General features: G+C 36.2%; 11 protein-coding genes. 9 read left to right on the top strand and 2 right to left on the bottom strand.

Annotation, left to right across the window (positions count from 1 at the left end; all coding sequences use genetic code 11):
• Nucleotides 1–8 precede the first annotated feature (8 nt).
• The 9 genes from LF20184_RS07195 to LF20184_RS07150 all read left to right on the top strand — a co-directional run bounded on the left by LF20184_RS07195 (nucleotide 9) and on the right by LF20184_RS07150 (nucleotide 12028).
• Complete coding sequence (locus tag LF20184_RS07195) at nucleotides 9–560, top strand: ECF transporter S component (RefSeq protein WP_010019915.1); 552 nt, start codon at nucleotides 9–11, stop codon at nucleotides 558–560.
• Between the two features lie 82 nt (nucleotides 561–642).
• A complete protein-coding gene (locus LF20184_RS07190; RefSeq protein WP_010019914.1) occupies nucleotides 643–1734 on the top strand; it encodes a LysM peptidoglycan-binding domain-containing protein in 1092 nt (363 codons plus the stop codon).
• Between the two features lie 59 nt (nucleotides 1735–1793).
• A complete protein-coding gene (cmk, locus tag LF20184_RS07185; RefSeq protein WP_010019913.1) occupies nucleotides 1794–2453 on the top strand; it encodes a (d)CMP kinase in 660 nt (219 codons plus the stop codon).
• An 11-nt stretch (nucleotides 2454–2464) separates the two neighbouring features.
• Entirely contained in the window at nucleotides 2465–3778 is a 1314-nt protein-coding gene (der, locus tag LF20184_RS07180; protein ID WP_010019911.1) for a ribosome biogenesis GTPase Der, read from the top strand.
• Nucleotides 3779–3963: 185 nt separating this feature from the next.
• The gene (locus LF20184_RS07175; protein WP_010019909.1) at nucleotides 3964–4239 is read left to right on the top strand and encodes a non-specific DNA-binding protein Hbs; all 276 of its coding nucleotides are present in this window, start codon (nucleotides 3964–3966) and stop codon (nucleotides 4237–4239) included.
• A 66-nt stretch (nucleotides 4240–4305) separates the two neighbouring features.
• Entirely contained in the window at nucleotides 4306–5550 is a 1245-nt protein-coding gene (locus tag LF20184_RS07170; RefSeq protein ID WP_010019908.1) for a tetratricopeptide repeat protein, read from the top strand.
• A gap of 480 nt (nucleotides 5551–6030) precedes the next feature.
• Nucleotides 6031–7449 carry a Na+/H+ antiporter NhaC gene (nhaC, locus tag LF20184_RS07160; RefSeq protein WP_010019906.1) on the top strand — a complete coding sequence of 473 codons (1419 nt, stop codon included), beginning with the start codon at nucleotides 6031–6033 and terminating at the stop codon, nucleotides 7447–7449.
• A gap of 157 nt (nucleotides 7450–7606) precedes the next feature.
• Nucleotides 7607–11083: an L-type lectin family protein gene (locus LF20184_RS07155; RefSeq protein ID WP_010019905.1), complete on the top strand. Its 3477-nt coding sequence runs from the start codon at nucleotides 7607–7609 to the stop codon at nucleotides 11081–11083.
• Nucleotides 11084–11146: 63 nt separating this feature from the next.
• Nucleotides 11147–12028 (top strand): ROK family protein, encoded by an 882-nt coding sequence (locus LF20184_RS07150; protein WP_010019904.1) that lies wholly within the window; start codon nucleotides 11147–11149, stop codon nucleotides 12026–12028.
• A 321-nt stretch (nucleotides 12029–12349) separates the two neighbouring features.
• On the opposite strand, the gene LF20184_RS07145 is transcribed toward LF20184_RS07150, so the two are convergent.
• Both LF20184_RS07145 and LF20184_RS07140 read right to left on the bottom strand, forming a co-directional pair.
• Nucleotides 12350–12970 carry a hypothetical protein gene (locus LF20184_RS07145; protein WP_010019902.1) on the bottom strand — a complete coding sequence of 207 codons (621 nt, stop codon included), beginning with the start codon at nucleotides 12968–12970 and terminating at the stop codon, nucleotides 12350–12352.
• Nucleotides 12971–13181: 211 nt separating this feature from the next.
• Nucleotides 13182–13592 (bottom strand): hypothetical protein, encoded by a 411-nt coding sequence (locus LF20184_RS07140; RefSeq protein ID WP_010019900.1) that lies wholly within the window; start codon nucleotides 13590–13592, stop codon nucleotides 13182–13184.
• Nucleotides 13593–13638: the final 46 nt, after the last annotated feature.

Here is a 13638-nt window from a genome sequence, read left to right as displayed (position 1 = left end):
TGATTTTAATGGGAAAGAGTTTATACAAGTTTCAAGATATAATTGGGGTTTCAATTTTTGCAGCATTAGGAACGATCTTGATGTTCTTTGAATTTCCAGTTTTGATCTGGTTGCCATTTTTGAAAGTTGATTTAAGTGACGTCGTGGCAGTCGTGGGAACATTTGCTTTTGGTCCTGTTGGGGGAATTATGATTGCCTTACTGAAATCAATGGTCCACTTATTAGTAACTGGAACTGGGTTAGCTGGTTTAATTGGCGATGGAGCAGCATTTGTAGGTTCAGTAGCCTTGCTGTTGCCTTTCAGCTATTTCTGGAAGAAGAACAAAAAAATCATGGCAGTTGTTGCTGGTACTTTGAGTTTGACGGTAATTATGTCAATTTTGAATTATTTTGTAGTCATGCCACTTTATATGAATGTCGTCGGGATGCAACTGAATATGTCACTTGCTAAATATGTAGCAACTGGGGTCATTCCATTCAATATTATCAAGGCATTGATCATCTCAGCAGCAGTTATTATCATTTATCCTAGAATCAAGGGGCATTTCGCTATTAAATAGTGAAATTTTATAAATCTTTAAAGAAAAATTTTAAACTTTTATGATATGCTTTAAGAGATAGAAATTAGGAGGTTGGTTTTTAATGGCCGATAATGATAAAAACAATATGTCTGGCGATTCACGTGTTCCAAAATCCACCAAAGGACTAGAAGGATCTGTCAGTCTTGAGGATTTAAAGAAATATCATCTAATCGATACAGGTGATGAAAACACACCAACGAATAATACTGTTTCTGACGATCAGGCTTCTAATGATGAGCCTAAACAAGTTGAGGATAATCCTACACCTGTTGGGGCTGATCATCTTCAGGCTGAAGAAAGCAATGATCATTTAAGCGAAGCAAAACACGATGCTCCTGAAGTTGACGAACCTAAGTTTGAGCCAACTCCAGTGCCACCTGTGACACCTAAAGAATCAGTTGAGGACTCAAAGGCAGAATCTGATCAAGATCAAGACGATTCTTCTGCTGATCAAGAAGATGTTAAGCCTTGGGAAAAGAGTTTTGACTCTGATACTGACGATGAGGGTCATGTTTCACGTGCTGTTACTAAAGAAAAGCAACGTGGAAATCACACCCTAGTCGTTACCTTAGTTGTTGCATTGATCGTTATTATGTTTACACCGGTTATTATCAATGCGGTGAGGGGTAGTAGTAGCGGCGATTTAGACAGTTCTCAAGCTGAAAGTTCAGTCGAGAATAAAGATAAGTCTTCCAAGAAGAAAGCTGCTAAGAAGTCAACGAAGAAAAAGTCAACCAAGAAAGCTACTGCTAAGAAGAAGACCACTACTAATAAAGATAGTGACTCTGATTCTAATAGCAATGCTTCAAGTACTGCTAGTGACAGTACTGCCGCTAATAGTACTACGGCTGACTCAAGCAACTCACAAACAGCTAATAACACGCAACAACAAACACAAGAATCACAACAGACTCAACAGTCACAACAATCGCAACAAAATAATCAACAAGCTTCAACTGGTACAACTGCTAACGACAGTTCAACAACTTCAACAGATAGTAATAGTAGTAATTCAGCATCTTATTACACTGTTAAAGCTGGTGACAACTGGTTTAGAATTGCATATAACAATAATCTAACTACTGCTCAACTTAAGAGTTTGAATGGTAACGTTGGTACATTGACACCTGGTACAACACTAAGAGTTAAATAATTTTTATGTGAAGGGTCTTGGACATTTAGTCTGGGCCCTTTTATTAAGGAGAGAAACGAATGCAAATTGCTATAGACGGACCAGCATCAGCTGGAAAAAGTACGATTGCCAAATTAATCGCAAAAAACTTGAATTTTGTATACTGTGACACAGGTGCAATGTATCGAACAGTGACTTTACTTGCAAAAAAGCACAATGTGGGTTATGGTGATACTCTCAATATTTTGAAATTAATGTCAGAACATCGAATTCATTTTCTAAATAAAGAGGATGGACAACACGTTTATTTAGACGATGAGGATGTCTCAGATGACATTAGAACTGAAGAAATAACAAACAACGTTTCACAAGTTTCAGCAATCAAGGAAGTAAGAACACAATTAGTTCAAATGCAACGCGATTTAGCCAATGATTGCGATATCGTCATGGATGGCCGTGATATTGGTACAACTGTCTTGCCTAAGGCAGAAGTAAAGATCTTTTTGATTGCTAGTGTGGAAGTTCGTGCACAGAGACGTTTTAAAGAAAATGTTGAACGTGGCATCAATACTCCATTAAAAGAACTACAAGATGAAATTGCAGCACGTGATTATAAAGACTCACATCGTGAAATTTCACCATTGAAGAAAGCTGACGATGCCATTGAAGTAGATACTTCCGATATGACCATCGAACAAGTTGTTAAAAGAGTAACTGAAATAGTTAATGAACATAAGTAGGGAGGCAAAATATGTCTGTTCCAGTAGTTGCGTTAGTAGGACGCCCCAATGTTGGTAAATCTACAATTTTTAATCGAATTATTAATGAACGACTTTCAATCGTTGAAGATACACCTGGTGTTACTAGAGATCGAATTTATTCTCGTGCTAGTTGGTTAGGAAGAGAATTTCGTTTGATCGATACAGGTGGTATTGAAATGAGCGGTGAAAAGATGTCCGTTCAAATCAAGAATCAAGCTGAGATTGCGATCGATGAAGCTGATGTTATCGTCTTTATCACTAATGGCCAAAATGGTGTAACTAAAGAAGACGAAGATGTTGCAAAGATTTTGTATCGTACGAAGAAACCAGTTATTTTAGCAGTTAACAAAGCTGATAATCCTGAACAACGTCAAAATATCTATGACTTTTATGCTTTAGGTTTCGGTGATCCAAATCCTATTTCTGGTGCCCAAGGTACTGGGTTAGGTGATTTGTTGGATGAAATCGTTAAGGTCTTTCCATACGAAGACAAGATGGAAGAAGATAAGACTATCAAATTTAGTTTTATCGGACGTCCTAATGTTGGTAAATCATCGCTAGTCAATGCTATCTTAGGTGACCAACGTGTTATTGTTTCCGATATGCAAGGAACGACTCGTGATGCCATTGATACTAAGTATCATGATGAAAAGCTTGATAAAGACTTTACAATGATCGATACTGCCGGTATTAGAAAACGTGGTAAAGTCTACGAAAATACTGAAAAATACTCTGTCTTGCGTGCTTTGAGTGCTATCGATAAGTCAGACGTCGTTTGTGTTGTTTTGAATGCTGAAGAAGGTATTCGTGAACAAGACAAGCGTGTGGCTGGATATGCTCACAACGCAGGTAAGGGTGTTATCATCGTCGTTAACAAGTGGGATACTTTGAAAAAAGACACTAATACGATGAAGGACTTTGAAAACCAAATCAGAGTTGAATTCCAATACTTATCATATGCACCGATCTTGTTCACTTCTGCTATTAAGGGTCAACGCCTCGACCAAATTCCAGAATTAGTTGCAAGAGTTTATGGTAACCGTGATCGTCGAATTCAATCATCGGTTCTGAACGATTTATTATTGCGTGCAACGTCAATTGCGCCAACACCATTGGTAAATGGAAAACGTTTAAGAATTTATTACATGACACAAGTTGCCATTCAACCGCCAACATTTGTTGTTTTCGTTAATGAAACAGAATTGCTTCATTTCTCATATGAAAGATTCTTGAAGAATCAATTGCGTGATACTTTCGACTTCGAAGGAACACCAATTAAGATTCTTCCTAGAAAGCGAAAATAGCTTAGAAGGACAGTATTTTATCCGTTTTTATAAATATAATTATATTTAAGAAGAATTATGTTAAAAAATGGCTTAAATGCTTGCCACATCGGCATTGCTATGGTAATTTTGTACATAGAATAATGAACGCATTAATAAAAGTTCATGTGTTCTAAATTTTTACAAATTTCCGGAGGTATTCACATATGGCAAATAAAGCTGAACTTATTGATAGTGTCGCAAGTAAAACTGGTTTGACAAAGAAGGATGCAACTTCTGCTGTTGATGCAGTATTTGAAACTATCCAAGAAAACTTATCAGAAGGTAACAAAGTTCAATTGATTGGCTTTGGTAACTTTGAAGTTCGTCAACGTGCTGCTCGTAAGGGTCGTAACCCACAAACTGGCGAAGAAATCAAGATTCCAGCAAGCAAGGTTCCTGCATTTAAACCAGGTAAAGCTTTGAAGGATTCAGTTAAATAATTAGTTTTATAAGGGGCGGTCGTTTGACCGTCTTTTTTTACGCAAAAGAAAGTATGAGGTTTTAATTTGAGTAAAGCAGATAAAGTTATGGAAACAATCGATGATGGTGATTTTTCAAAAGTCGATGGTCTGATTCAAGAATCTCTTCGAGAAGATGACGATCAAACACAATTTTCATTAGCCGAGACATTGATGAGTCGTGGACTCTCTGTTCAAGCTAAGACGATTTATCAACACCTTTTGGTTAATTACCCAACAGAGGGCCAAATCCTCTCCAGATTGGCTGAAATTGCTGTTTCTGACGGTGATAGCGATCAAGCTTTAGATTATATTTCTCAAATCACGCCTGATTCGCCAGCTTATGCCGAAAATTTATTAGTTTCAGCCGATATTTATCAGTCATTAGGACTTTATGAGGTCAGTGAACAAAAGCTCTTAGAGGGAATCAGAGAGTTTCCTGACGAAGAAGTCTTCAAGTTTGCTCTAGCTGAAGTTTATTTCGATGAAAATAAATTTAATCAGGCTTTGACGTACTATGACATGCTTTTAGATATGGGAATCAAGAATTACTCTGGTATTTCAATTGTCTTGAGAAAAGCTAGTTCTTTAGCCGGGGATGGACAATATGAAGATGCTATCAGTGAATATGAAAAATTAAACGCTTTGGAATTGAATGAAGATGCTCAATTCCAACTCGGATTTTTGTACAATCAAGTTAAAAATTATAATAAGTCGATTTCTGTTTTGGAAAACCTATTGGATACTAATCGTGACTATCCGACAGCTTATCCAGTCATCGCTGAAGATTATTTGAATATTAAGAAAAATGCTGATGCCTTCAAGTATGCTCAATTAGGTTTGAACTTGAATGAATTAGATGACCGTTTGTACCAAATTGCCTTTGATGCTGGAACATCGGAAGATGCCAATAATGCCATCAAGATTTTGGAAACTGGTATTAAAAAAGTCGAAAATCCAATGCCATTAGTCATCAAGTTGAGTGATTACTATGTTACTAAGGGTCAATTTAAGGCTAACTTGGATCTGTTGAATGGTCGTGAGATCAATAACAATCCTAAGTTAGTTTGGAATTTGGCTAAGTCAGAATTTGAAACTGACGATGTTAATAAAGCTCAAGAAGATATTTTGACGGTCCTAGACGAGTTCAAGGACAATCTGGACTACTTGTCAGACTTGGTAGAAATCTTGCGTAGTACCGGCAATAAAGAGGTTCTCCAAGCAGCATTGAGACTTTATTTGAAGCAAGATCCCGACAATGAACAAATGCAAGAATTGTTAGACTCACTTTAATTAAAATTAGAAAAATTAAAAAATAATAATATTTTTCTAATAAAACTCTTGCATTCTGAAAAAGTTCTGCTAAGATTACTTACATAAATTGATTTTGATTTTACAACAAGTAGCGAAGTGTCTCAGCGTTCAGAGAAATGGCGGTCGGTGCGAGCCATACAGGATATTTTCGCAAAATACTAAGTCGAGATCACACGTCCTGTGTTTACGGAATAAAGAGCAAGTATTATTACTTGAATTTGGGTGGTACCGCGCCAAAAGCGTCCCTGCATATATTGCAGGGGCGCTTTTTTTATTCATTAGGACAAATAATTTTAGGAGGAATTACCAGATGAAATTTATCGAAAAGTTACGCATGCAAGCAACCTTTGCACAAATCCTAAATGAGAAAGAAATTAACGAAGTACAAAGAAACTATTATTACAGACCCTATCAAAACTACTAAGAAAAACAAATCAAATTCAAAATAGGGTGAGTAATATGAAAAAAGGTAAATTATCAGTTTTAGAAAGTTTAATTATTATGATCGTAATGTTTGGGATGTTAGGAACAATGATGATTGCTCTGGGCATGACACCTCAAATTCCAATTTTATTAGCATTTACATTATTGTTGTTTTACGGAAGATTTCGTGGCTTTACTTGGAATCAACTCCAAGATGGTATCGTTGAAGGCGTCAAACCCGGAATCGTACCAATGATCATCTTTATCATGATCGGTGTTTTAGTATCAGCTTGGTCAATGTCTGGGGTAATTCCAACTATCATGGTTTATGGTCTAGAAATATTAAATGTCAGATTTTTCTTATTTACAGTCTTTGTCAGCTGCTGTTTAGTCGGCGTAATCGTCGGAAGTTCATTCACAACTATCAGTACACTAGGTATCGTCTTTATGGGTATCGGTCACGTTATGGGAATCAATACAGCTTTAACTGCCGGTTCGATCGTTTCTGGTGCTTTGTTTGGAAACAATATGTCGCCACTATCTGGAACAACTAATTTAGCTACCGGAATCGCGGGAGTCGACAATGTTTTTGATCACATTAGAACAATTGCTCACACAGCCATTCCTTCAGCAACTATTACAGCTATTATTTTCTTGATTGCTGGTCATACGACTGCCAATCCTAACATGAGTTCAGTGCACCACATTATCAATGCTTTGAACGCTAATTTCTTCGTCTCACCTTGGATGCTAGTTCCAATCGCAGTTCTAATTATTTGTGCTATTATGCAAGTTCCCGCTATTCCAACGTTATTATCAGGTTCGATTACCGCTATTATCATGCATATCTTTATCAATCATCCCAAGCTTTCAACTATCAGTAACCAAATCATGAACGGTTTTCAATTGAATTCAGCTGATAAAAAAATCAACAGTATCGTCAGTGGCGGTGGCGTTACTAGTATGTTGAGCAGTATTTCCTTGATTTTAGTTGCTTTGACTTTAGGTGGCGTCTTGATCAAGATGGGCGTCGTCGAAAATCTAGTCGGCAAGATGAAACAAAGCGTCAATACACCTGGCAAGTTGATCTTAACATCAGTTTTGAGTGCTATTGGAGTTAACTTCCTAGTCGGTGAACAATACATTTCAATTATTTTGCCTGGAACAACTTTCAAAGAAAACTTTGATAAACAAAATATCAAACCAGTTTACTTATCACGAATCCTTGCTAGTGGGGGAGCTGATATCAATGCTTTGGTTCCTTGGGGAGTTACTGGAATCTTCATCTCTGGAGTCCTTGGTGTTAGTCCATTAGTCTTCATCCCATGTGCCTTTTACGTTTGGATGAATCCATTATTAACAGTTACCTTCGGTTTTATCTTTGGTAAAAATTACAACAAGGATAAAGTTGTCGAACCAAAACTTAATCGCCAAGTTTCTGAACAATTGAATTAGAAATGAATTAAAGTTGTAGTCATCTTACATAATAAGATGGCTATTTTTTTATAATAATTTTTTCATAAATTGAGACAAAATGAAAACGCTTATATCATATAATAACGATATCAATAATATATGTTTAAACTTGTTATAAATATGTGAGGTGAGTTTCATGAAGAAGCATGGGTTCATTCTTAAATTATTACTTGTTATGTTTCTTTTACCACTGTTTAGAGCAACTCCAATTACTTCCGTGATGGCCGCAAGTGAACCGTCTAGAGAAGAAGTTTATAAACATGCTCCAAAAGGCGTGAAGTTTAATGATTTTATTACCGCACCAAGTTCTTACTCCAATACCAAGACTGGCGCTGCCAATGCGTTTCCTAGTTCTAACAAGATAATACGGGCAGAAGATTCTGGTAATCCTAGCGATATTATTCAAATGTTAGATGCTGATAGAGCTGATAAGCAGATTGGCTCTTTTTGGGGAACCGTGAAAGACGACAATGGTAATAAAACTTATAATTATTTTGATTTAAGCAAGGACCAAACGTTATCAGTTTGGTATTACGGTGGCAACACTATCGATGGTTTTGCCTTTGTCTTGCAAAATGATCCTAATGGCGACCAAGCTATCTCTAGAGATTATACTGATGGAATCCCTAGTTACGGACAGACCTTAGGTGTCTGGGGTGGTAGTAGCTCTGACGGCAAAGGTTTGGATGAAGCAATAACAGATGATTCTGGTGGTATACAGAATAGTGTTGCAATTGAGTTTGATAGATACTTGAATCAAAATGCAGGTTCAAAATCTAATAATATAAGTGATTATTTAGACTATAATGGCGATGCTAATTCAGGTTTTGTTTCAAATCAATTAAAGGAAAATCATATATCATGGGGATATCCAGGAGACGTAGCTACGTATTTTGGCAAGAATTATACAACTGGATTAGTTTTTAAGGAAACTACTACGTACAATTACATGGGACATAGAGGAAGAGTTCAAAGTAATGCTTATCTATTAGGTTACGATGGCATCACGGTTGCTAACTCTGAAACTCAAGACCCCAGAAATGGTTGGCGTCATTTAACAATCGATTATCAAAAACCAGATACAGGTTCTTCAATTGGATATTTGTCATATCATATCAATGACAAGTTCCAAGATGGAACGATCAGATCTCAAAATGCTCAAGATGTTAAAACTTTTGAAATTGACACGAATCAATTAGTCAAGGATAGTTCTGATAAAAAAGTTCGTTGGGGCTTTACTGCTTCAACTGGATCACCAGAATCAACAAAAAGCGATTTTGCCATGGTAATCGAAAAAATGCCTCGTGTGGTAGATATCAAAGGTACTTCGAAGATGACTGATTTGACTAGAGATACTTCCGCAAATTCAACTGACGGTGACACTTTAAATGTCTCCGATGGTGATCAAATTATGTTAGAGCAAAACTTGAAGTATGTCGGTGGTATTTCTGAATCTGGAGAAATCACTGCAACCGTTGCTTTGCCAGACTATTTAGATTTTTCTGGCGATGAAAATGGTGTGATTGGCGAGATGAATTATACTGCCGCAGATGGCACTAAACAAAGTCTCAAGATCAATAAAGCAGATTTAGAAGAAGTAACTGTCAGTACAACAACCGGTAATGACACAGATACGCCAATTTTTAAGCAAGTTACTGGTTTTAAAGTTAAGATTCCTTCAATGAGTAAAATTGACGATCAATCAAATATTCAAGTTTATGGGACAGTCAAAGGACCGGAGAGTCAAACACCGATTACGACAAAAGTAAGTGGCGTTAATACTAGTTACAATTCCGACGGTTTTACAGGTGATACGATGAGTCCTGACTTTACGATTGATAATGAAGTATTGCAGATAACAAATACTAATGACTTGTCTCAGGAAGTCAGTCCCGATGAAACAGTTCATTTTAAAGGTAAGATGTCTTATTTAAAGGATTCTGAATTTGATGGCGAAGATGTAATTAGTGAAGTAGATGTGTATGATCAGAACAATAAATTAGTTCCTGGCATTCAAAAAGGCAATATTTCAGTTGCTAAAGGAGTTAAGTCAGGTAATTTCGATATTCCTTTTGATGTCAGTGATTTAGAAAGCAATAAAACTTACGACTTCAAAGTTAAGATGACTGACTCTAAAGGACATGTTTCTAACGTTTTAGATTATCAAGTCAAGGTTTTAGACAATAAGCAATTAGTGATTTCTAGATACAATTTCAAGGAATATTCGGTACGTGAAAAAGGAAAACCAGTATTGTATGATGTTAAATTGGCATATGACGATGGTTCTGCTGTAAGCGTTGGCAATGCGACTATTCATGTAGAAGTAGACGGAGAGAAAGTCGATTTTGAACCGCAATTTGGTTCTGATTCTGGAGCTCTAATCTTTGGCATTGATGACGTAATTACCAAATTAGATTATGGTTTACATGAAGTTAAGATGTGGGCAGATGACGGTACACGTCAATCAAATATTTTAGATTTTAAAATAAAAATAATTGATAAGGGAATCGTTTTAGAACCTAAGGAAGCAACAATTGATGTTCACGACAATGATCCTGTCCCTTTGAATTGGTTAATGAAATACAGTGATGAAATAGATTCTGACGATAACACATCTCTAGGTTTTAAAAAGCTAACTTTGAAGATAAAAACTGAAGATAGTGATAGTTTTCAAAACTTCTCATTCATTAGTGATGCAGTGGCCTTCTTTCCTGATGAAAACGATAATTATAGTTTCTCGATAAATCCAATTGGATATAATACAGCCTCTGGTCCAGATTTGTTGAAGGAAGGAGAAAATATCGTTAAATTCTCAATTTCTGGAGGAGTGTATAGTTCAGAAGAAAAAACGGTAATTATTAATGTTCCAAAATTGACGCCTAATTTGACTTCAAGGCAAAAATCAATTACCGCCAGTACGGCTCAAACAGTAATTAAGCCACTTCTAGAATTTAAGTATTTAGAAGATGAAACTTATCGTGCTGATCCAAGTAAATTAGTAATTGTTGTTTGGGATGAAAATAAGAAATATGGTCAATTGGGTTCAGCAAGTAGTGCTGATTACGGACCTCCAATGACATTTAAATCACAATTTGTACCACACTTGTTTGGAATGACTTCAAACGATGGTGTGATGAAATTAAGTGGTAGTGTCACTGATGTATATGGAAGAACGTCTGAAGGTCAACTCTTTGATTTTCAAATTAATAAGAAGCTCTTAGAATTAGATGTCGCAGATTCACGCTTTAGGGATATAAATTTTGATGATCAAAATGGCGACTTTATTCAACGTGATGGGAAATGGGATGTCAAAGTAAACAGTGTCGGTACGAAATGGAACCTATCAGCCCATTCATTAGGATTGTTTAATGTCTTAGATAATGATTATATTGAGCCATTATTCTTCATTGATAAAAATGACAATTATCAATCTTTGACTAATACACCAATTATTGCAAATCGTGATACTGCCGTGAGTGGACAAAGTCAAATTGAAAATATTTCTGACAATTGGGATGACGACGACGGTATTATGATCAAAAATCAAAAGTCCAATCTTAGTGGCGAATATCAAGGTCAAATTGAATGGACTTTGTCTGAATCGATTCAATGAAGGATGTATTATAATAGGTGTGTAAGTAAAGAAAACGCTTAATTTATTTTCTGGATGGTAAATATGAAACCAATAATAACAATTGATGTTGGTGGAACAACGATTAAACACGCCTTATTCAATGAATCAAACCAAACCTTAACTAATAAGAGTGCCGTTGATACGCCGAAGAATTTAGCAACATTTTATGCAGTAATTGAAAAAATAGTAAAAAAATATGATCGAACTAAGATTGCCGGGGTAGCTTTGAGTATTCCAGGGGCGGTCAATCAACAAACAGGAATAATTGGTGGAATCAGCGCTTTGCCATATATTCACAATTTTCCAATCAAAACAGCTTTGGAGAAACGTCTAAACCTGCCAGTTTCAATGGAAAATGATGCTAATTGTGCGGCCTTAGCCGAAGTTAATAGTGGCATGGCGGTCAATATGCAAAATATTGTCATGTTGGTAATTGGAACTGGGGTCGGTGGCGCCGTTGTGATCAATCGTCAATTAGTCCACGGTCAGCATTTACTAGGTGGAGAATTTGGGATGATGTTAGGTCAGACGGATCAACGTCTCAGTTTAGTTGGTACCGCAGTGAGAATGGCCCAACACTACAATCAAGCTTATAAGACCAATTATACGGGCAAAGAGATCTTACAAATGGCTCAAGATGGCGATGCAACTGCTCAAAAGTATGCTTTGAAGTTGTACGATAATCTAGCTCGTGCAATCTTTAATTTGCAATTTGTCGTTGATCCAGAAGCCTTTATCATCGGTGGTGGAGTTTCGGGCAATCAAGACTTCATCAATAATTTGAATGAGGCCGCCCAAAGATTAGTTCAGCGAGTAGCCGATATTAAATTAGTTCCCAAAATCATCCCCGCATATTATCACAATGATGCCAATTTGATTGGTGCAGCGTTGAATTTTAAAATTAAAAAAACTGTCTTGATTTGATTGATTTTTTCTTAACTTCGGTTAGTGGAAGTATTTCGTCCTCCATAGCGAATAAAATTTGGCTGGAACAATGTGGGCGCGACTTGGAGCCTTTGCTAAGCCCAAGACCGGGCAAAGTCTTCAAGCTCGGCCTTTCACTAGGCAATAAATTGCCAAGAGAAATTTCACATTTGAGCCAATTTTCTTCGCTATTCCGGACTTGATAGTGGTTCTACGTTTAATACCAACAAATCAAAAGCCTCTATTCGGAGTGATTATTCTCCAAATAGAGGCTATTTTGCTTTTAAATTATATGAAATATGATTAGAAACAGTTTTTGTTTTAGCAAAGATCCGTATAACGATAAGGGATTGCTTGATTTAATTGTTCAGTAATTTCTTTTAGACATGGTTCTTGGCGAATAGTTTGGTTATTTAAAACAAATTCGTGATCTTTTTCAACCCAAATATTGGAATTAGGTGCTAAGACTCGATACTCATTGTGTGTTTTATCTAATCTGAGGATAATCTTTTGTCCCAATTTTGGAAGTGGACATTGAGTTGATCGATAATAAACGTTTTGGTCAATGCCACCGGGTAGTTTGATGTCGATATTTTTTCCTAAGATATCTTCCGAACCACTGATAATGTGATTGACGTAAATGGATGCATTTGTAGATTTTTTACTACTATGGGAGAAATCTATAACTGTTCCCTGAATGAGAAAGTCGCTGTTTTTCTTTAGCTGATTTAAAGACAAGTTCTTTTTAGGAATTATTTTTTGAGTAGATAATGTTGAATGAGTGACTTGTTTTGTCTGTTGGTGCCACTTCTTTTTGTTGCGCTTTAAAACAATTTGTTGTTTTTGCAAGTCAGTTTGGTCAATATTTGAAGTCTTGGAATTATGACTACAACCAGTTAAAAATAAAGCACAGACAGTAATTGTTGCCAAATAAATTTTCATTGAGGATACTCCTTACTTTTTTTGCAAGTTAGAAGGTGGTATCAGTCCTTTGATTCCTCGAATGAAAGATATTTTACGGTGGCAACTTTTGCCGAATGCATTTGATTCACTCCTTTATAAGATTATATATATATCATAACATGGTTTAACTTTTCTCCAAATACGACAAAAGAGCCTAGAAATCCTGATTGAGGATTTCTAGACTCTCTTTTTATGCGTGATTCTCTGCTTTCATTTCATAAACTTCTGGAGCAAAGGTCGAACGTAACGTTTCGATACCCTTGTTAAAGGAATTAAGAACAGACTCAGAGGTTTCATTACGATTGATTTCTACAGTCACGACTGACTCATCCGTTGGGTCGGTAAAAGCAGCCATAATAAAATTATCACCACCATCGATTCCACGTTCAAAATCAACTTGGTAATCTTTGAATTCCGGATTATTTAAAACATCCAGCAAAAAGTGTTCTTTGAGACTCTTGTACAATTCGATATTGGTAATATCTGGATCTAAAACCGCAAGATTACGATACTTCGATTCATTTTTGTATAGTGTTTCAAAATGATTTACAAAATAATCAAAACAGTCGGTTGCAGTTAGTTGCGTTAAATCGTTAGCCACAATTATCAACTCCTTAATTATATTGGTCTATAACTTATATTATAAC

It is taken from the genome of Companilactobacillus farciminis KCTC 3681 = DSM 20184 (assembly GCF_002706745.1).
Lineage (GTDB): Bacteria > Bacillota > Bacilli > Lactobacillales > Lactobacillaceae > Companilactobacillus > Companilactobacillus farciminis.
The sequence above is the reverse complement of the archived record's forward strand: the minus strand, read 5'-3'. Positions and strand labels throughout refer to the sequence as shown.